The organism is Blautia sp. MSJ-19 (assembly GCF_018918125.1).
Lineage (GTDB): Bacteria > Bacillota > Clostridia > Lachnospirales > Lachnospiraceae > Blautia_A.
The window spans coordinates 33,412-53,910 of record NZ_JAHLQA010000021.1 but is presented as its reverse complement, the minus strand read 5'-3'; the positions used below and the strand labels follow the sequence as shown (position 1 = coordinate 53,910).

General features: G+C 43.7%; 17 protein-coding genes. 14 read left to right on the top strand and 3 right to left on the bottom strand.

Translation table 11 applies throughout. The features are described 5' to 3' along the window. The first annotated feature begins 341 nt into the window (after positions 1–341). Positions 342–932, top strand: a complete 591-nt coding sequence (locus tag KQI91_RS08790; protein ID WP_216392452.1) for a sugar O-acetyltransferase — start codon at positions 342–344, stop codon at positions 930–932. 95 nt (positions 933–1,027) lie between these two features. Further along, positions 1,028–1,351, top strand: coding sequence for a hypothetical protein (locus KQI91_RS08785; RefSeq protein WP_216392451.1), 324 nt, complete (start codon positions 1,028–1,030; stop codon positions 1,349–1,351). Positions 1,352–1,437: 86 nt separating this feature from the next. Here the strand turns inward: KQI91_RS08785 and KQI91_RS08780 are convergent, their stop codons facing one another. Together KQI91_RS08780 and KQI91_RS08775 are read right to left on the bottom strand one after the other, a co-directional pair. Further along, a complete protein-coding gene (locus KQI91_RS08780) occupies positions 1,438–1,656 on the bottom strand; it encodes a hypothetical protein (RefSeq protein WP_216392450.1) in 219 nt (72 codons plus the stop codon). A gap of 79 nt (positions 1,657–1,735) precedes the next feature. After that, on the bottom strand, positions 1,736–2,587 hold the full coding sequence (locus tag KQI91_RS08775; protein WP_216392449.1) for a helix-turn-helix domain-containing protein: 852 nt from the start codon (positions 2,585–2,587) through the stop codon (positions 1,736–1,738). A 229-nt stretch (positions 2,588–2,816) separates the two neighbouring features. Between KQI91_RS08775 and KQI91_RS08770 the strand changes: the two genes are divergently transcribed. From KQI91_RS08770 to KQI91_RS08740, 7 genes are all read left to right on the top strand, one after another. Then, complete coding sequence (locus tag KQI91_RS08770) at positions 2,817–4,181, top strand: MFS transporter (RefSeq protein ID WP_216392448.1); 1,365 nt, start codon at positions 2,817–2,819, stop codon at positions 4,179–4,181. Between the two features lie 43 nt (positions 4,182–4,224). Next, positions 4,225–5,391: a glycoside hydrolase family 5 protein gene (locus tag KQI91_RS08765; RefSeq protein ID WP_216392447.1), complete on the top strand. Its 1,167-nt coding sequence runs from the start codon at positions 4,225–4,227 to the stop codon at positions 5,389–5,391. A gap of 71 nt (positions 5,392–5,462) precedes the next feature. Further along, a complete protein-coding gene (locus KQI91_RS08760) occupies positions 5,463–7,109 on the top strand; it encodes a glycoside hydrolase family 43 protein (RefSeq protein WP_216392446.1) in 1,647 nt (548 codons plus the stop codon). Between the two features lie 269 nt (positions 7,110–7,378). Beyond that, complete coding sequence (locus tag KQI91_RS08755) at positions 7,379–8,239, top strand: hypothetical protein (protein ID WP_216392445.1); 861 nt, start codon at positions 7,379–7,381, stop codon at positions 8,237–8,239. Positions 8,240–8,706: 467 nt separating this feature from the next. Further along, positions 8,707–10,206 carry a 4-alpha-glucanotransferase gene (malQ, locus tag KQI91_RS08750; RefSeq protein ID WP_216392444.1) on the top strand — a complete coding sequence of 500 codons (1,500 nt, stop codon included), beginning with the start codon at positions 8,707–8,709 and terminating at the stop codon, positions 10,204–10,206. Between the two features lie 4 nt (positions 10,207–10,210). Beyond that, positions 10,211–10,720, top strand: a complete 510-nt coding sequence (locus KQI91_RS08745; protein WP_330654504.1) for a threonine/serine exporter family protein — start codon at positions 10,211–10,213, stop codon at positions 10,718–10,720. Further along, a complete protein-coding gene (locus tag KQI91_RS08740) occupies positions 10,717–11,157 on the top strand; it encodes a threonine/serine exporter family protein (protein ID WP_216392443.1) in 441 nt (146 codons plus the stop codon). The genes KQI91_RS08745 and KQI91_RS08740 overlap by 4 nt, the downstream gene beginning before the upstream one ends. A gap of 55 nt (positions 11,158–11,212) precedes the next feature. Here KQI91_RS08740 and glgB read toward each other — a convergent pair whose 3' ends face one another. Next, on the bottom strand, positions 11,213–12,997 hold the full coding sequence (glgB, locus tag KQI91_RS08735; protein WP_216392455.1) for a 1,4-alpha-glucan branching protein GlgB: 1,785 nt from the start codon (positions 12,995–12,997) through the stop codon (positions 11,213–11,215). A gap of 198 nt (positions 12,998–13,195) precedes the next feature. Between glgB and KQI91_RS08730 the strand changes: the two genes are divergently transcribed. The 5 genes from KQI91_RS08730 (at position 13,196) to KQI91_RS08710 (ending at position 20,443) form a co-directional block, all read left to right on the top strand. Beyond that, on the top strand, positions 13,196–13,747 hold the full coding sequence (locus tag KQI91_RS08730; RefSeq protein WP_216392442.1) for a TetR/AcrR family transcriptional regulator: 552 nt from the start codon (positions 13,196–13,198) through the stop codon (positions 13,745–13,747). Between the two features lie 70 nt (positions 13,748–13,817). Beyond that, positions 13,818–16,625 carry a translation factor GTPase family protein gene (locus KQI91_RS08725; protein WP_216392441.1) on the top strand — a complete coding sequence of 936 codons (2,808 nt, stop codon included), beginning with the start codon at positions 13,818–13,820 and terminating at the stop codon, positions 16,623–16,625. After that, positions 16,622–17,593 carry a leucine-rich repeat protein gene (locus KQI91_RS08720; RefSeq protein WP_216392440.1) on the top strand — a complete coding sequence of 324 codons (972 nt, stop codon included), beginning with the start codon at positions 16,622–16,624 and terminating at the stop codon, positions 17,591–17,593. The genes KQI91_RS08725 and KQI91_RS08720 overlap by 4 nt, the downstream gene beginning before the upstream one ends. 107 nt (positions 17,594–17,700) lie before the next feature. Beyond that, complete coding sequence (locus KQI91_RS08715; protein WP_253288470.1) at positions 17,701–18,954, top strand: vWA domain-containing protein; 1,254 nt, start codon at positions 17,701–17,703, stop codon at positions 18,952–18,954. Next, positions 18,944–20,443 carry an AAA family ATPase gene (locus tag KQI91_RS08710; RefSeq protein ID WP_216392438.1) on the top strand — a complete coding sequence of 500 codons (1,500 nt, stop codon included), beginning with the start codon at positions 18,944–18,946 and terminating at the stop codon, positions 20,441–20,443. The genes KQI91_RS08715 and KQI91_RS08710 overlap by 11 nt, the downstream gene beginning before the upstream one ends. The last annotated feature ends 56 nt before the right edge of the window (positions 20,444–20,499 follow it).

The following is a 20,499-nucleotide window of genomic DNA, read 5'->3' as shown; positions in this document are numbered from 1 at the left end:
ACCTTTGTTCAAACCATCTTCAATCTTAATTCTCTGAGTAGTAGTTAAATGTTTTTTATCATGTTTCGTTGTAGTCATAAGAAATATCCTCCTTGGTAAAATGGGAGGAATCCACTGCATCTATAGAATACCATGTAAGACTAACGTCAGCTAGCCGGAATTAAGATTTACACTCCGGAAGTTACTTTTACATTTAACGGTTCTCCTGTTATTTTATGCTTGACCTAAAGTTAACTTTAGGATATATGATATCTATATCACATACTGTTGGTAGTGTAATTACAAGAAATTTTGCATATGGAGGATGGTATATATGTTAAAGAAAACGAGGTTGGTTAATCATGACATGTGAGGAATATCTGAGTAATATGAAGCCTGGATATATTGTAGATGGTGGAAGTGAAGAACATCTGGTTATGCATGAGTTGTCTCAAAGGGCATTAAAAATAACGATGGAGCTGAATAACAAATATCATACAAAAGAAGAAATCGTAGAACTTATGTCAGAACTTACCGGGCAAAAGATAGATGAAAGTTTTGGAATGTTTCCTCCGTTTTATACGGACTGTGGGCGAAATATCCATATAGGTAAAAACGTTTTTATTAATGCAGGATGTAAGTTTCAGGATCAGGGTGGTATTTATATAGAGGATGGGGCCTTGATTGGACATAATGCAGTATTGGCAACAATCAACCATATGGAAGATCCTGAGAAAAGAGGAGGAATGATATTTCAGCCGATTCACATTGGAAAAAATGTATGGCTTGGAGCAAATGTAACAGTTCTTCCGGGGGTTACAATTGGTGAAGGTTCAATCATTGCAGCAGGAGCAGTTGTAACAAAGAATGTTCCGGCCAATACGATTGCAGCAGGAGTGCCTGCGAAAGTTATACGGAAGGTTAAAAAAAACGCTGAAAAAGGGGAAATTTAATCATGGCAAAAAAGTATTGATCATATCGACAGGTCTTCGAGGAGCTTGCAATTGCACCATTAATGAATAGCAATAAAGAACGGAAAGATGTTATTTTGGAGTCATTAAAGCTGAGTAAGACAGAAAGAAATATCACAGCAGAAAAAACAATGGCAATGCTTTACACACTGGCAGATAAATTTCTGGAAGGAAAAGATTTGGAAGAAGTAAAGGAGGCGGTTGCGATGACGAGAATTGGTCAGATGATCTTTGATGATGGTGTTGTACGTGGAAGGGAAGAAGGTAAAAAAGCTGCGACAGAACGTATGTCGATGCTTACAGCGAAGTTGTTGGAAGAAAATCGGTTGGATGATTTGAAGAAAATAACTCAGGATGAAGAATTCAGAGAACAACTGATGCAAGAATTTGATATTCCCTGAAGTGGAGTACATTTAGAAGTGAATTAGTTTGAAGGAAGCACAATTTGCTGGTATCTGGCGAATTGTGCTTCTTTTTTGGGGAATGTTCACTTGCTGTCATGTATATTTTCTGTACTTTTGTGGGAAAGTCTGGGCGGCTGGTAATGATATACATCTTCGTAAGACTCCAGCTCATCTTCATTCACCGGTCCCGCGGGAATCAGACCGGTACAGTCCTGGGTCGATGCAGCGTTTGAGAGGAAGTCGCAGGAATCAATGATTTCCTGATTGGATGGGGAAGATTTGGATGGAATATCTTTTTTCATAAGACGAAACCTCCTGGGTAGATTAAAATTAAGGCTTATCATAAAACCATAAATTTAATCTACCCGGGAGGTTTGTTTTTTATACATGTTCTCTCTGTTTCCGTATCTTCGTCGGTGTATCTCCGAAATGTTCCAGGAACATTCTCCGAAACAGCTTATAGTTTGTAAATCCATGTCGTTCCAGGATCACATGTACAGGATCTTTGGTTGTGATCAGATCTTTGTAGATAAAGGAGAGCCGATATTCATTCTGATATTCCAGAAAAGTAACGCCCATTTTTTTCTTAAAGAAGCGGCAGAAATACCCAGTCTGGAGGCAGGCGATGTCTGCAATCTCGTCCAGAGAGATCGGTTCTTTGTAATGTTCTGCGATATAATTCAGAACGGGATCAAGCCGGTCCATTTCTTTCTGGCGCTGATTGATATTTTGATGAAAAACTTTCACGCTGAAATTGTGGTACAGCTGAAACAGAAGTTCAAAGATCAGACTGTTAAAACGCAGAAGATACCCATCCGGGCGGATATCATTGATGATCTGGAGCTGTTCCAGAGTAGTTTTTAACATCATGAGTTTTGTCTTCTTGACAGGATCTTCCGTCCGATAATCCCACAGAAAAAGGAGCTGTCCGAGATCAGGAATATATTTTGCTACAAAATCCAGCGGGATCTGCAGAAGGATCGCAGTATTTGGTGCAGTACACTTGGTGGAGTGCAGGACGTTTCCATTGACCAGGATACAGTCGCCTTTATGGATCGTGAAACTTTCGGATTCCACAGTGACATCCAGAGAACCCTCCTGCATATAAATGATCTCTATGGCACGATGCCAGTGCGTCGGGATATAACTTCCGGGATCTACGGAGGTACGGAACTGTACATTGGTCTCACCGGAAAAGTCTATGATCTCATATGAGATTTCTTTATTTTTCATAAATACCCATTCCTCTTACCTTTTTTACTAGCCGTATTTTGTTATTGTTTTATCAAAATTAAATTAAAAAAAGAGAATATCGACCTATATATTAGCTCTTTTTATACCTAATATGCTCCATCATGATATGCTATTATAATACCATAAGAAACAGCCATGGCAAAGCAATAAGCAAAGAAAAAATGAAAAGAAACAAGAAGAACACGGAGCAATGAGAGGGAGGAAACCAATGAATCAAAAGAGCAAATTGACCTTTGGAAAGATTTTTGAACGTTTTGCATACGGCTGTGGAGATTTCAGCTGTAACATCATCTATACTGCAATGTCAGCATTCCTGCTGTTTTACTACACAGACTACGCAGGAGTCAGCGCGATGGCAGTTGGAACCATCATGATGATTTCAAGAGTTTTTGACGGAATCAGTGATATTATCATGGGGGTCATCGTTGACCGTACCCATTCAAGATTCGGAAAAGCAAGACCGTGGATCCTGCGTATGTGCATCCCGTTTGCAATATCAGGAGTCCTGATGTTTTCCGTTCCGGCTTCCTGGTCATCCACACCGAAGCTGGTGTACGTATTTATCACTTATAACCTGGTATCTACCGTCATCTATACTGCGATCAATGTCCCATATTCCGCACTGAACGCACTGATGACACAGGATCCATATGAAAGATCTGTATTAAGTATTTTCAGAAACCTTCTTGCAACAGCAGGAACACTTACCATCAATACATTCACACTGCCTCTGGTAGAATACTTCGGAAACAACGCATCTGCATGGACAAAAACTTTCGTTGTATTTGGATTCGTTTCCATCGCAGCTTTCCTCTGCACCTTCTTCGGAACAAAAGAACGAGTAAGAGCAAATGAGGCTGGCGAGCAGAAAGTAGAAGAAAACGTTCCGTTTGTAACAGGGATCAAGGCACTTTTCCAGAACAAATACTGGATTATGATGACCGGTATGCTGGCACTTTTCTTCCTGATGTACTCTGTAAACGGCGGCGCAACTGTATACTATGCAAAAGATATCCTCGGAGACAAAAATCTGGTAAGTACCATCAATGGTATCTTCAATGTTGTACAGATCCTTGGCATGTTCTTTATCGCCATGCTGGTCAAAAAATTTGGTAAAAGAAATGTATTTTCACTGGGACTTATCCTGGACATTATCGGAATGCTCGTACTGAATTTCTCAGGCGGCTCCATGCCGATCATCGTAGTATCCAGTGTGATCCGTGGAATCGGAAATGCCTGCGGCGGTGCAACTATGTGGGCAATGGTATCTGACACGATCGACTATGGCGAATGGAAAACAGGATATCGTACAGAAGGACTTGTAAACAGTGCCTGCAGCTTCGGTTACAAGATTGGTAATGGTATCGGTTCTGCACTTCTCGGTGTGATCCTGGAAGTTGGCGGATATGTGGGAAATGCAGCAGCACAGACTGCTTCCGCACTGACATCTATCAGAATCTGTTTCGTATGGATTCCGATCGCAGTCTATGTATGCGGACTTATCATCATGAAATTTTATCATCTGGACAAAGAATTCGACGGCATTCTGGCTGATCTGAAAGCACGTAAATAAATTTTGAGTATAACTATGGGGAAATAACGGAGGTTTGGACAACATGAAGATCAAAGGAGTCAATCTTGGAAACTGGCTGGTTCTGGAGAAATGGATGAACCCGGCATTATTTGAAGGCACAACAGCGGAAGATGAATATTATCTTCCGCGCCAGCTCTCATCGGAAGTATATGAAGCAAGAATTAAGATCCATCGTTCCGAATACATCACAGAGCGTGATTTTGTAACGATCAAAAGAATGGGACTTGAATCTGTGAGAATCCCGGTACCGTACTTTATCTTTGGTGACAGAGAACCATTTGTCGGATGTATCGAAGAACTGGACAAAGCTTTTAACTGGGCAGAAAAATATGGGCTGACGATTCTGATCGATCTTCATACTGTCCCAATGAGCCAGAATGGTTTTGACAACGGTGGAATCAGCGGTGTCTGTAAGTGGGCACAGAATCCGGACGAAGTTGAGTTTGCACTCAGCGTACTGGAACGCCTTGCAGAGCGTTATGGAACAAGAAAAGGTCTTCTGGGAATCCAGCCGCTTAATGAGCCGATCACAGAAAATATGTGGAAAACTATGGATATTGAGCATCGTTATCCACCGGCAGACCCGGTTCTTGCACAGGGTTCTGCACCGATCACGATGGATTTCCTCAGAAAATACTATCTTGATGCCTATGACCGCATCAGCAAATATATGCCGAAAGACAAATATGTGGTTATTCACGATGGCTTTGAACTGATGGCATGGAAAGATTTTATGCAGGAAGAAAAATATTCCAATGTCATCCTGGATACGCACCAGTATCTGATGATTGCTGAAGCAGATGGATGCGAGCAGACAGTAGAAGCCTACGTAAAATATGTAAAAGAAGAATTAGAGCCAAAGATCACAGAAATGGAAAAATATTTTCCGGTGATCTGCGGAGAGTGGTGTCTGTTTAATTCCCTTGCCTGCGGATGTGATACCAAGGGCGGACAGAGCGTTCTGAATGGTGTAGAGGGAAGCGCAGAAGAAACGGTAAGTGCTGAGGAAAAGAAAAAAATCTACAATGCCCTGGCAAAAGTCCAGCTTGATGCATGGAAGAAAGGCAGCGGTTATTACTACTGGAGTTATAAACTTCTGACAGATACCGTCAATACCCCGGGCTGGATCGGCTGGGACAGCTGGGATCTGGGACGCAGTGTTGATTTTGGCTGGATCACAATGGAGTAATTAAAATGTGACGTAACTGCAAGGGTACTGAACAGTTACAATCTGATATATCCTGAGAGGAGAAAAATGCAATGATACAGAATCCAATACTTCCGGGATTCAACCCGGATCCGTGCATCTGCCGCAAAGGCGATGATTATTATATGGCAGTTTCTACTTTTGAATGGTTTCCGGGAATCCCGGTGTATCATTCCAGAGATCTGAAAAACTGGGAATTGTATACACATGTATTGACCGATGATGAGGAAGTAGACCTCAAGAAACTTCCAAGTGCAAAAGGAATCTGGGCTCCATGTCTGACATACTGTGAAGAAGAAGATATGTTTTATGTGGTTTATGGAGTGATGAATTCCATGAATGCCAGATATTTTGATGTAGATAATTTCCTGATCCGTTCCAGAAACATCAAAGGACCGTGGAGCAAACCGGTCTACCTGCATTCTTCTGGATTCGATGCGTCTCTGTTCCATGATACAAACGGAAAGAAATATGTAGTTTCTCTGGAGTGGGAAACGAGAGAAGGCTACGAAAAACCGGGTGCGATCTGCATGGTGGAATACTCTCCGGAAAAACAGGAGATTGTAGGATATCCGAAACGGATCTGGCGGGGCGGCACGGACAGAGGCTGCATCGAGGCCCCACATCTGACAAAACGTGGCGAATATTATTATATCATGTGTGCTGAGGGCGGCACAGGATACAATCACTGTGTGACCATGGGACGTTCCAAAAACGTCTGGGGACCATATGAAAAAGATCCGAAGAACCCGATCGTGACAAGTGTACCAGGAGAATCCTACGAAAGACAGGACCCGGATCATCTGAAACCGAAGTACTATAACCCGGACTCTATTCTTCAGAAATCCGGTCATGGAAGTTATGTGGAACTTCCGACAGGAGAAGTCTATCTGGTTCATCTCTGCTCCAGACCGTTCGTTCCGGAACTGCGCTGCACTCTTGGAAGAGAGACCGCGATCCAAAAGATGATGTGGACAGAAGATAACTGGCTCCGCATGGCGGATGGCAGCAACCTTGCCAAGCTCGAAGTACCGGAAAGTTCCCTCCCGGAATATCCGGTAGAAAAGACACCGGAGTTTGATGATTTTGATGGTGATGAACTTGGAAACTTCTATTACTCACCACGTATCATGCCGCAGAGATTTGCTGATATAAATGCAAGAAAAGGATATGTCCGTATCCGTGGGCAGGAATCCCGTACTTCCCTGAACAAAGTCAGTATTCTTGCAAGAAAACTGACCAGCGTTTACGCAAGGATCACCACAAAGATGGAATTCGTGCCGGAAGTCCATCAGCACAGTGCCGGTCTGATCCTGTATTATGATAATATGAACTACATCAACCTCCGCAAATATTACAGTGAAACTCTTGGACAGAGTGCATTATCTATCATCCATCTGGAAAATGGCGTCAAGACAGAATTCCTGAATACCAGGATTCCGGTAGAGGACAAGCCGATCTACCTTCGCCTCTATATCGAAGGAAGAAAATCCTGGTTTGAGTGGAGCTACGATGGAGAAAATTATGAGAAGATCGGACGCATCTTCGATACCACCAGATTCTCCGATGAATACTGCAAATACGGTGAGTTCACCGGCACCATGGTAGGTCTCACCTGCGCTGACCGCGTCCTTCATAAGAAATGTGCCGATTTCGATTTCTTCGAATACAAAGCCGACGAGAGCCGGATGGTGGAGTAAAAAATAAAAGTTAAAAGTTGAATTTTGATTCAGTAATCCAAAGCCTCTGGGTAAATAAACTACCCCAGAGGCTTTGTGCGTATAGATACATTGCTGAAAAATAAATATTATAGTACAATAAGTTCAAAGGAGGAACCTGCATTATACATTACAAAAGATAAACGCAGATTACAGAAAATAAGTTCCTATAGATAAACATATAAATAAACCAAAGACATTTTCAAAATACAAAAGCATACGATACTGAACGAAGAAAGAAAGGAAGCCGTATGGCAAATACGAAACATGAAGATGCGATTTTGAAAATGGGTTTTGACTATTTCCGTGACACGATCCTGAAGTTTCTGGGAATAGATTACGATTTTGTGGAAGCAGGAATCACAGAACTGGTGGAACTGACAATTCATTCTTTATATATGGATTTTACTTTCCTTACAACTGGAGGTTTCTATATTCATATAGAATTTCAGACGACAGATTCCGGAAAGAAAGATCTTCGTAGATTTCATGCATACGAGAGTGTACTATCTCACAAAACAGGAAAAAATGTTATTACATACGTGATTTATTCCGGTGGAATAGAACACACAGTTACGGAAATAGACTGTGGTATGTATTCTTATCGAGTGATACCGATATATCTGTCAGATAAAGATGCGGACACTGTTCTGAAACGTCTGCAGGAAAAGAAACAGAATGGTGAATTATTTACAGAGGAAGAATTTGCACAACTTGCACTGACTCCTTTGATGAGCAGTAAGAAAGAACGTAAAGATATTATTCTGGAATCGCTGAAACTAAGTAAAACAGAAAAAAGTATCACTGCAGAAAAAACAATGGCAATGCTTTATACACTGGCAGATAAATTTCTGGAAGGAAAGGATTTGGAAGAGGTAAAGGAGGCGGTTGCGATGACGAGGATTGGCCAGATGATATTTGAGGATGGTGTTGTACGTGGAAGAGAGGAAGGGCGAAGAGAGGGACAACTTGAAGGCGAAAAAGCTGGTACAGAACGAATGTCTGCACTTATAACGAAGCTTATGCAAGAAAATCGTCTGGATGACTTGCAGAGAATAGCAGTAGATGAAGTGCTCAGAGAACGGTTGATGAGGGAATTTGGAATTCTCTGAAATAGAAAATATCTATATGTGAACTAGGTTAAGGGGATACACTTTTCATCGATATTTAGTAAGTGTATCCCCTTGTTGGTTGTTATTCAATTAGTCTTAGACTCAGCCATATCTTTGATTTTCGGTGGCTGATAGTGATATACCGCTTCATAGGATTCCAGTTCATCCTCGTTTACCGGGTCTGACGGAATCAGTCCGGTGCAATTCTGTGTGGATGCTGCGCTTGAGAGAAAATCATAAGAATCAATAATCTCCTGGTTTGTAGGAGCATTTGGTTTTACAGAAGTGTTTTTTATGTGGAAGAGAAAAGGAAACATCTTTAAAATTTAACATAAACCATTAATTCTGAACATTGACGATTTACCTTCCGATATGACAAAATAAGCATAACAGATAAATCAGGATTGCCGGGCGTTAAAATGCGCCTGGTTTTTCCGCGTTAAAAAGGAATACCAGGGAGGAAAAAAATGGCACAGAAAAGAAAATGCGGTGTACTGCTTCCGGTGAGCAGTCTGCCGTCAAAGTATGGAATTGGATGTTTTGACAAAAAGGCCTATGAATTTGTAGATGCACTGAAAAAAGCGGGACAGAGCTACTGGCAGATTCTGCCACTGGGACCGACCAGTTACGGCGATTCTCCGTACCAGTCGTTTTCTACATTTGCAGGAAATCCATATTTCATAAGTCTGGAAGATCTGATCAAAGAGGGGGTTCTGACAAAAAAAGAATGTGACAGCATTGATTTTGGCGCAGACGCAACAAGCGTAGATTATGCGAAATTATATGAAGGACGCATGATACTTCTTCGTAAAGCATATGAACGCAGTAACATCTATATGGATCCGGAATTCCGTAAGTTTCAGGAAGAAGAAGCCTGGTGGCTGAAAGATTATGCACTCTTTATGGCTGTGAAGAAGCGTTTTGGTGGTGTTTCATGGAGCGAATGGGCAGAAGATATCCGCCTTCGCTGGCAGAATGCTCTGGATTATTACAGAGAAGAAATGTATTTCGAGATTGAATTTCAGGAATATATGCAGTTCAAATTCCGCCAGCAGTGGATGAAACTCAAATCCTATGCAAACGAAAAAGGAATTCAGATCATCGGGGACATCCCAATCTATGTTGCAATGGACAGTGCAGATACCTGGGCAAACCCGTGGCTCTTCAAACTTGATGAGAAAAACTGCCCGACCCAGGTAGCAGGATGCCCGCCGGATGGATTTTCCGTTACAGGACAGCTCTGGGGAAATCCTCTGTACAACTGGGAAGTACACCGCAATTCAGGATATGAATGGTGGATCAAACGAATCTCCAATTGTTTCCGTCTGTATGATGTTGTAAGAATCGATCATTTCCGTGGATTTGATGAATATTATGCAATTCCATATGGTGACAAGACAGCAGAAAACGGCTGGTGGGAAAAAGGTCCGGGAATCGATCTGTTCCGTGCAATTTCTGCAAGTCTGGGAGACAGAGAGATCATCGCTGAGGATCTTGGCTATATGACCGATACCGTAAAACAGCTTGTAGAAGAGAGCGGCTACCCGAACATGAAAGTTATTGAGTTTGCCTTTGATGAGCGTGATACCGGAAATGCCAGCGACTATCTGCCACACAATTATCCGAGAAACTGTGTTGTTTATACAGGAACTCATGACAATGAAACACTCCTTTCCTGGCTGGATGATATCACCCCGGCTGAGAGAAAACAAGTGCGAGAGTATCTGAATAATTTTAAAGATTCCGGCAAGGAATTGTGTGACGACCTGATCTGTCTTGTAATGCAGAGCGTTGCCAGCCTGTGTATCATCCCAATGCAGGATTACCTGGGACTTGACAACTCTGCACGTATGAATCAGCCGTCCACACTTGGCAAGAACTGGAAGTGGAGATTAAAAGAAGGACAGTTCTCAGAAGAACTTCAGGAAGAAATGCTGGAACTGGCAACACGCTACGGAAGAAGATAACAGAATAACAAAGGAGTCATTTCCATGCAGACAGCCTGTTTCTGCTGCGGAACTTCGTAAAGAATTTGATCAGATCAATGCGGATAAACCGAAGTCGACATGGAAACTTCTTGGAAGTCTTCTGGCTGCCTGCAGTTTTGCTCTTTTTTACGGAGGAAGCATTTCGGATGCGATTGCAGCGGGACTTGGAGCGGCGTTGATCTGGGGATTACAGCAATATTTTCGACCGGTGTGCATGAATGAAGTGACCTTTCAGTTTGCAACGTCCTTTCTCACAGGGTGTGCAATCTGTGGGCTTACTCTGCTTTGTCCGTCTCTTCATATGGACAAGATCATGATTGGAGATATTATGCTCCTGATTCCGGGACTTATGTCGACAAATGCTATCCGGGATGTACTGATCGGAGATACACTTTCCGGAATTATCCGTCTGATTGCAGCATTACTTCTTGCAGCCGCACTGACACTTGGATTTATGGGAGCTATTATTCTGTTTGGGAGGCTGGGACTTTGAGTACAACAATTGTTATACAGTTGATTACCGGAGCTATTGGTTCTGTGGGATTCGGAATTCTCTTTCATATGAAAAAGAAATATCTGCCACTGGCAGCGGCTGGCGGCTTCTTAAGCTGGCTGGTATTCCTGCTTGGAAAAGGGCTCTGGGGAAATGTTTTCCTTCCGTCATTGCTGGCAGGTTTTATGGTAGATGTGTATGCGGAAATCCTTGCAAGAATCTGTAAAGAAACGTCCACTTCCTTTTTTGTGACTTCCGTCATTCCACTGATTCCAGGAAGTACCCTTTATTATTGCATGAACAGTATTGTCGAAGGGAATACGGTGCAGGCACTGGAATATGGAAGGGATACCTTTCTCTTTGCCTTTGGAATTGCAGCAGGAATGAGTATTGCGTGGGCAATCTGCTATTTTTTCAGAAGCATAAAGAAAAAATAAAATTGTCAGGGCTGCGGTCACCGTCAGGTAATCGCAGCCCTGCAAGTTTATAATATTATTCTGCAAGATAATAAACGGAAGAGTACGGCGGCAGGGTCAGGACGATCTTGCCGTCTTTGATTGTCTTGGCGGCACTTTTGCGTTTCTGGGTTCCGCCATAAATTGCAAGGTTACTGTTCAGAAGTTCTTTTAATTTCTGTGCATCGTGAAGTTTCAGTTCATATATCTGTTCCTGATCGGAGAAGTTGAACAGGGAAATCATGCGTTCTTTTTTGCTGCAGCGTTCGAATACATAGATGCAGCGTCTTTCCTGATGACAGTCGATCCACTGGAAACCATCGGCTTCGTAATCTTTTTCCCAGAGGGCAGAGTGTTCCAGATACAGTTTATTCAGATCCTTCATAAAACGTGCAAAAGCTTCATGTGCCGGATAATCCAGAAGCATCCAGTCCTGTTCACGTTTTTCATCCCATTCACGGAACTGACCAATCTCATTTCCCATGAAATTCAGCTTCTTGCCCGGATGAGCATACATGTACATATACAGAGAACGCGCCTGCGGGAATTTGTATTCATAGTCTCCGCTCATTTTCTGCATGATCGTAGCCTTGCCGTGAACGACCTCATCATGAGAGAGTGGCAGCAGGAAGCGAGCATCATAATAATACATCATGGAGAAAGTAAGCTTGTGATAATTTTCTGAGCGGTATTCAGGAGCGGTGCGGAAATAATTCAGTGTATCATTCATCCAGCCCATATCCCATTTGTAATCAAAACCAAGTCCGCCCTGATCGACCGGGTCTGTTACCTTCGGGAAGGAAGTAGAATCTTCGGCAGCGAGGATCACAGAAGGATGCATGCCTTTCAGCCCCTGGTTCATATACTGCAGGAATTCCACTGCATTAAGGTTGACACCCCTTGCCGGATCGCCCTGCCAGTAGATCGCACGGCTGATCGCATCCATACGGATACCGTCCATGTGGAATTCGCTGATCCAGTAATTTGCACAGGACTGCAGGAAACTTCTGGTCTCACCGCGGGAGTGCATGAAGTTGCAGCTTCCCCATTCGCTGACACCAACTGCAGAGTTCGGATATTCATAAAGTGCGGTTCCGTCATAATTTGCCAGACCGTAAGCATCTACAGCAAAGTGCACCGGAACAAAATCCATCAATACGCCAATATCATGTTTGTGACAGGCATCTACAAATGCTTTCAGCTGGTCAGCAGTTCCATATCTGGAAGTCGGGCTGAAAAATCCGGTTGCCTGATAGCCCCAGGATTCATCACACGGGTATTCGTTCAATGGCATGATCTCCAGATAGTTGTATCCGTTTTTGACAAGATATGGAATCAGAATGTCGATCATTTCTTCGTAATCATACCAGTCATCTGCCTTATCAGACGGTTTGCGGAAAGAACCGAAATGAATCTCATAAATATTGAGCGGCTTTTTGCGGCAGTCACTGCGGCTCTGCATCCACTGACTGTCTTTGAATTTGTATTTGGACATGTCGCGAATGATAGAAGCACTGTTTGGCCGAAGTTCCATTCCGAATCCATAAGGATCACAGTGTTCGACTGCATTTCCGCTCCGGTCGTAAATTTTGTATTTATACATCTGCCCGGCTTTTGCCTGAGGAACATAGCATTCCCAGAAATTTCCGTCGGAAACCCTGTTCATTTCCCATTCCTGCCATTCATTGAACTCTCCGATCAGAGTGATGCGGGAAGCAGAAGGTGCAAAGGTACGAAAAGTCACGCCCTGTTTTTCGACATGTGCACCGAGATATTTATAAGCATCAAAAATTTTTCCTGTATAAAATCCGTAAAAATCCATCATATTCTCCTTGTAGATAATAGACATCAGTTGCTTTTTTGAGTATACTAAATACCAAAGGTAAAAGCACGAAGCAATCCGCAGGTATTGTAGTTACTTTATACCAGAGAAAAAAGGGGATTGTCCACCGACGATTTTACATAAACGGTGGATAACCGACGATTTATCGAATCTGTCGGATAAAGGAGAGCAGGAGATATGGATATCAGAGTAGAAAAAACAGAAAGAGCGATCCGGAATGCATTTCTGGAATTGCGGGCAGCGAAACCACTGGAAAAAATTACGGTAAAAGAGCTGTGCAGTCTGGCATGCATCAATAAATCGACGTTTTACAGTCATTATGAGGACATTTATGCACTTTCACAGATGCTGGAATCAGAGACGATCACGACAGTACTCAAGAATATTTCGAGCCAGCAGGAATCACCGTTTAAAGATCCGGATGTGTTCACGCGAAATCTGTATATAGCGTTGGTGTCCAATCATTCACTGATTAATATTCTGTTTTCCGGTGCGGAGAAAAGTCATCTGGGAGATTGCCTGGAAGCAGAACTTAAACGATTGATTATAGAAAAATATCCACAGTATGAGAAGGACCCGGAGAAGAATATCATGCTTTCTTTCTGTATTCAGGGATGCTTCCATGCGTATCTGAATAATCAGAAAAATGACCTTGATACATTGATCCGCGTCAGTGAGATGATCGTACGGAAGCTGAGGCCATTATACGTTGAAGATGTAGAATTGTGAAAGTACGGAGTACAAAATAATTCGCAGGTATCTTAGTTGAAAAAAGACAAATTGAAAGAAGAGAACATAAATGAAGAAACTGGTTATTGGAATTCTGGCACATGTTGATGCCGGAAAGACAACTTTGTCAGAAGAGCTGCTGTATCTGTGCGGTGAGATCAGAAAGATTGGCCGTGTGGATCATGGAGATGCATTTCTTGACACATATGAACTGGAAAAAGAACGAGGCATTACGATTTTTTCCAAACAGGCACTGTTGAAAACAGAGAATATGGAGGTAACACTTCTGGATACACCGGGACATGTCGATTTTTCAGCGGAGATGGAACGTACGCTGCAGGTCCTGGATTATGCAATCCTTGTGATCAATGGAATGGATGGTGTGCAGAGCCATACGATGACTTTGTGGAGACTTCTGGAGAGATATCGGATTCCCACTTTTTTATTTGTCAATAAGATGGATCAGCAGGGGACCGATCATGATGCGTTGCTGAACGATCTGAAACATCATCTTCATGAGAACTGTGTGGATTTTGGAAGAACACAGGAAGATTATGAAAAAACAGATTCTGAGGATACAGATTCTGGTGTGTACGAGCTCACTCCGGAACAGATGGAAAATATTGCGGTCTGTGAAGATGACCTTCTGGAAACATATCTGGAGACAGGAATTATCGAAGACCGTGAGATTGCCAGACTGATTGTAGAGAGAAAAATCTTTCCATGCTATTTTGGTTCTGCACTCAAAGAAAAAGGGGTAAAAGATTTCTGGAATGGCATGCAGAAATATACTGCCGAACCAGAGCGACCGGCAGAGTTTGGGGCAAAAGTCTTTAAGATTGCCAGAGATGAGCAGGGAAACCGCCTTACTTATATGAAAATCACAGGAGGAAGCCTTAAGGTAAAAACACTGCTTTCCTCGAAAGCAGGGGGACAGAGCCTGCCGGGCCGTAAAGCAGAGGATGCAGCCTGGGAAGAAAAGGCGGATCAGATCCGGCTGTATTCCGGAGCAAAATATGAACTGACACCGGAAGCAGAGGCCGGAGTTGTCTGTGCGGTGACAGGACTTACGAGAACGTATCCGGGAGAAGGTCTTGGAATCGAACAGGAATCAGAACTTCCGGTTCTGGAGCCTGTCCTCAACTATCAGATCATTCTTCCGGACGACTGTGATCCGCACCAGATGCTCCAGAAGCTGCGTCAGCTTGAGGAGGAAGAACCACAGCTTCATATCCTGTGGGACAGCCAGCTTGCAGAGATACATGCACAGCTGATGGGAGAAGTGCAGATTGAGATTCTGAAAAAAATGATCGGGGATCGTTTTCACGTAGCAGTGGAATTTGGCGCCGGAAGTATTGTATATAAAGAAACTGTTGCAGAGCCGGTAGAAGGTGTGGGACATTTTGAACCGCTCCGGCATTATGCAGAAGTTCATCTTCTGATCGAACCGGGTGAACCGGGCAGCGGATGTCAGTTTTTTACCGCGTGCAGTGAAGATGTACTTGCAAGGAACTGGCAGAGACTGATCCTGACACATCTCGAAGAAAAAGAGCATATTGGTGTGCTGACTGGATCGCCGCTTACGGATGTGCAGATTACGGTTCTTACCGGGCGAGCGCATGCGAAACATACTGAAGGAGGCGATTTCCGACAGGCGACGTATCGTGCTGTCCGTCAGGGACTCCGCAAAGCACGAAATATTCTTCTGGAACCATATTATGAATTCCGACTGGAAGTTCCGGCAGAGATGATCGGGCGTGCAATGGCAGATATCCAGAAAATGCAGGGAACTTTTGAGGCACCGGAAGTAGAAGGAGAAACTGCGGTTCTTAAAGGAACAGCGGCGGTCTCTCAGATGCGTGATTATCAGAAAGAGGTTGTTTCCTATACACATGGAACAGGAAAACTTTTCTGCAGTCTCAAAGGATATGCACCGTGCAAAGATCAGGATGAGATCGTACAGAATATTGGATATGATCCGGAAGCTGATCTGGAAAATCCGACAGGTTCTGTATTCTGTGCACATGGAGCCGGGTTTGTCGTACCGTGGGATCAGGTCGAAGATTATATGCATCTGCACAGTGGTGTGGATATGGACGAACTGGACAGTGAAAGCTGGTATGAAGATGTGGAAAGTGCGGAAAATCCGGGTACAGCGGTGGATAATAGAGCTGTTTCCGGAAATACCGGTGGAAAAAACGGAAAGTTTTCTTACAGTGGAAGCTATGAAGAGGAAGAAGAGCTACAGGCAATCTTTGAGCGGACCTTTGGACCGGTAAAACGTGACCGTGGTGCTTTCCAGAAGAAGACTGTCCATAGTTCGGCACCGACTACCCGCTACAGAGCCGGTAAGCCGCGACAGGAAGAATACCTTCTGGTGGATGGATACAACATTATTTTTTCCTGGGAAGAACTGAATGAACTGGCAAAAGATAACATTCATGCGGCATGCGACAAACTGATGGATATCCTGAGCAATTACCAGGGCTATAGGAAATGTACGCTGATTCTTGTCTTTGATGCCTATAAGGTAGAAGGGCATGCAGAGGAAATTATTCCGTACCATAATATTTATGTGGTTTATACAAAAGAAGCTGAGACTGCAGATCAGTATATTGAAAAGACGGTCCACAAAATTGGCAGACAGTATCAGGTAACGGTTGCCACATCGGATGGTCTGGAACAGGTTATTATTATGGGACAGGGGGCACACCGGATTTCCGCGCAGGGACTGAAAAAAGAAATCGAGGATACCGAAAATGCCGCCAGAGCAGAGTGGCATCAGCGCCGCCAGAGCAGTAAAACGTACCTTTTTGACCATATGTCAGAGGAAATGCAGGAGCAGATGGAAAAAATCCGTCTGGGAGAAAACAAATGATATATTTATATAGAAGAAATAAAACCGGCATCTGCATTGATCGCGTATACGGATACGATGTGATCGTAGAACTTCCAGATACGTTGGAGGGAATGCCGGTCACAGAACTTGGAGCCTATATTTTTTCAGACCATATTGATCAGGCTGAATTAAAAACCATGCAGGAAAAGGGAAAATTCTCTACAGAAGATGGAACGGAAGAAAAGCCTGACGAAGATATGCCACAGGCAGCGGGGAATCGGGTAGAGGAAATTCGACTTCCACGAAATTTAAGAAAAATTGGCAGATATGCGTTTTATAACTGTTTCCACCTTAAGAAGCTTACTTTTTATGGTGAGATGCAGGATCTGGGGGCAGGGGCACTGACAGGCTGTCACAGGATGGAGCAGATCACGATGGAGACTGACGCAAAAGGCGAATCCGGTTTGAGGGATTTCCTGACAGAACTTCCGGAAACATTGTGTGTCGATATGACAATAGCAGGGGAACATGGACGCTTCTGGTTCCCGGAATTCTTTGAGGAAGGTGTGGAAAATACGCCTGCCAGAATTCTGGAAAATCATGTACATGGGAGCGGCATCCGTTACAGAAACAGCTTTGTGCACAAAAAACTTAATACGCTGGAGTATGACAGATTGTTTCCATACGCGGTTGCCTGGGAACAGGAACGGATTGTGCTGAATCTGGCACTTGACCGGATTATCTATCCGGTGAGCATGACGGACGAGGCAAAAGAAAAATATCTTTCTTATATAAAGGAACACGGGTTACAGGCAGTAAAGCTTCTGGGAGAACAGAAGGCATATGATTCCATGCAGCACATTCTGAAAGAACTTGCACCGGACCGGGCAGCAACAGAAAAAATGCTTGAAACGGCACAGCAGTCAGAGGATTCCAGATGGGTCAGCATTCTGATGAATGAGCTGCAGAAGTATGGAAGGAAACAGAGAAAGGCATTTGAACTGTGAAAAAAGAGGACAGGGACAAATTTGGAAATTTTGTTCACGAAGAGAGAAAAAAAGAAGAGGAAACTTTAGAAATCTGCGAGGATATCCTCAAAAATTCCAGAAATGAGATGGCAGTTGCGATGCGTTTTTTGCAGAGTGCATTTGGCGCACTGCGGCCAGCTGTTTCAGGGGAGACAGAAGTTATGGGGACAGATGGGAAATTTCTCTATGCGTCTCCGATATGGCTTCTGGATACCTTTATGAAGAATAAAGTGTGGATCAACCGCATGTATCTGCATGAACTGCTGCACTGCCTGTTCTGCCATCTGTGGAGCAGGAAAGTAAAAGAGGAAAGTGACCAGAGGCTCTGGAATCTGGCGGCGGATATTGCAGTAGAGAATATCATGGACGATCTTTATGAAAAGGCTGTCTATATCCGTCCGAACAGTTTTCGAAGAGAAAAATACCGCCAGTGGAAAGAAAAGAAGAGCGTTCTCACTGCAGAGGCTCTGTTTTATCTGTTGATGGAATGCGAAGAAAACGAGATTATCAGACTGGAACAGGAATTCAGGCAGGACGATCATCATTTCTGGTATACTCCACAGAACAGGAGCGGGATGGCAAGCCGTCAGAAAGAATGGGAAGAGATGCGTCGCAAGATGCAGACGGAGATTGAACTTTTTTCAAAAGAGGTGGCGGGAGAGTCTCCGGGACTGATAGAGCATCTGCAGGCAGAGAACCGTAAACGTTATGATTATCGGGAGTTTTTACGGAAATTTTCTGTTCTGAAAGAAGAAATGCAGGTTGATATGGATTCGTTTGATCCGATCTATTATCATATGGGACTGGAATTATACGGCAATATGCCACTGATCGAACCGCTTGAAACAAAAGAGATGAAAAAAATCGAGGATTTTGTGATCGTGCTGGATACATCCATGTCCTGCAACGGCAGCCTGAACCGGCGTTTTCTGGAGGAAACTTACAGCGTGCTGGCTGAGTCAGAGAGCTTTTTCCGAAAGATTCAGGTACACATCATTCAGTGTGATGAGAAGATACAGGATGACCAGGTGATACATAACCAGCGGGAGATGGAAGCGTATCTTCAGGATTTTACGATCCGGGGATTTGGCGGAACGGATTTCCGCCCGGCATTCGCTTATGTAGACCAGCTGTTAAGAATGGGGACATTCCAGCGGCTACGCGGGCTTCTGTATTTTACGGACGGATACGGAACCTTTCCGGCAAAGATGCCGCCGTATGATACCGCATTTATTTTTATGAAAGATGATTACCGGGATGTGGATGTGCCGCCATGGGCAATCAAGCTGATTTTGGATACACGGGCACTAGAGAGGAAAGAAGAGCATTATGAATATTAAGCAGGCAAAACAGGAAATCATAGATACCGTACAGGCGTATCTTCTGAAAAACGAGTATGAGGAGTACGTGATACCGCGCGTACATCAGAGACCGGTCCTTCTTCTGGGAGCACCGGGGATCGGTAAGACACAGATCATGGAGCAGGCTGCCAGGGAGTGCGGGGTGGCACTGGTCGCATATACGATCACACATCACACGCGTCAGAGTGCGATCGGGCTTCCGTTTATTTCAAAGAAAGAGTACGGCGGCAGAGAATATTCGGCGACAGAATATACGATGAGTGAGATCGTAGCAAGTATTTATGACCGCATGCGGGAGACGGGACTTACAGAGGGCATTCTTTTTATTGACGAGATCAACTGTGTTTCTGAGACACTGGCCCCGGCAATGCTGCAGTTTCTCCAGTGCAAGACATTTGGAAATCATGAAATTCCCGAAGGCTGGGTAATTGTGGCGGCGGGAAATCCACCGGAATACAATAAATCTGTTCGTGATTTTGATGTGGTTACGCTGGACCGTGTAAAGAAGATCATGGTGGAGCCGGATTATCGCGTCTGGAAAGAATATGCATTCAAAGAAAACATCCATCCGGCAATTCTTTCCTACCTGGAACTTCGAAATAACTGTTTCTATCAGATGGAGACGACGATTGACGGCAAACAGTTTGCGACTCCGCGTGGCTGGGAAGATCTGTCACGGATCATGGAAGTTTATGAACAGCTTGGCAAGGATATCACTTCCGGGGTAGTGGAGCAGTATATCCAGCATGAACGGATTGCAAAGGAATTTGCAGAGTATTATGAACTGTATCAGAAATATCAGCAGGATTACCAGATTGCAGAGATTCTGAAAGGACAGCCGTCAGAAGCGATGGTCAAAAAAGTTTCCCATGCACCGTTTGATGAAAGAGTCAGTGTAGTTAATCTGTTATTTTCCGGTGTTCGGCAGGCAATCCGCCAGGTCGTTCTTCAGGAAGAAGTACTGGAAAAGGTATTCGAGGTGCTGAAAGCGTTAAAAGAGCCACAGGAAGGTGGAAATCTCGCACAGCGTCTCGGCGATTTTGTGGATAATCTGCGGGCAGAAAGAGAACGTAAACAGACAGAGGGTCTTCTGGAGCGAAGAGAGGACCGTACGATTCGAAAGGCTCTCGAAGTACTGGAAGGATATGAGACACTTCTTAAAAAAGAACAGACAGAGAACTGGGAAGAGGCATTCAATCTCTTAAAGAATGCATTTGGAGAATATCGTGCGTCCTGGGAAGATGCCTGGGATGCATCCGGTTCGACTCTGGAATATGCTTTTGATTTCATGGAAGCAGCATTCTATAACAGCCAGGAAATGGTAATCTTTGTATCTGGTATCAACACGGATTATTCGTGTGTACGTTTCCTTGAAACTTATGAGTGTGAACGTTATGTTCGTTATAACCGTGAGCTGCTGTTTGAAGATGCAAGTCAGGAAATACGAAGAAGAATAGAAGAACTGTAAAGTTGGAGAACAGCTACTAGCAAAGACATATGGAGAAACCTGGAATAGTTTCAGGA